This is a genomic window from Synechococcus sp. R55.2, assembly GCF_047462075.1.
In the GTDB taxonomy this organism is placed as follows: domain Bacteria; phylum Cyanobacteriota; class Cyanobacteriia; order Thermostichales; family Thermostichaceae; genus Thermostichus.
Genome location: NZ_JANSIH010000262.1, coordinates 1 through 651, shown reverse-complemented (window position 1 = coordinate 651; position 651 = coordinate 1). Strand labels below are relative to the sequence as shown.

Annotated in this window: 1 protein-coding gene; it reads right to left on the bottom strand. The window is 63.9% G+C overall.

The window, feature by feature from the left end:
• Positions 1–651 (bottom strand): FAD-dependent oxidoreductase (locus tag NW838_RS08800; protein ID WP_414427871.1); only part of this gene is annotated, 651 nt, incomplete at both ends.

The window sequence follows — 651 nt, the reverse complement described above, 5'->3', positions numbered from 1 at the left end:
CCAGATGCTGCTGAAAGCCGGGGGGTTGTACAAACTGGGCAAAAGGGATCCGGTACACCCGCAGCAGGCGCAGTTGCTCCAAGGGGGCTTTATCGCTACGCGACGCTGCCGCGACGGGGAAGTAAGTTTGCAGCTCGGCCCGGCAGGCTTGGGCCAGTTCCTCGTCCCTCAAGGGGGGATCCCCCAGCACCACCACCGAATACAGGTGTTGGCCAGGAGGAGCCAGCGCCGGGCTGATGCGGGTAAGTTGGACCCAATGGTTGATCCAGCCCTGGCCGGTGGCGTTGAGGTACAAGTAGGCGCCGCGGCTGAGGGAAAAGGGGGCGCAGAAGTAGAGACAGGTCACCGCTCGCCCCTGGGTGGGAATGGGGGTGGGGGCTTGAGGGCACAGCTCCGCCTGCCAGGCCCGTGCCTGAGGGGCATCAGTAGCACAAACTACCCACTCGGCAGGGATCTCTTCACCCTTGGCGGTGCGGATCCCGCGCACTTTCCCGTCTTCTGCCAGGATGCGCTCCACCGGGGTTTGGTAGCGAATCTGTTCGGGGGACAGGTGACCGGCCAGTTGTCGGGCCAGTTCTCCCATGCCCAAGGCCGGGGTGACAATGGATCCCTCGGCCATCATCTTGAAATAAAAGGCAAAGAGGCGGGCGC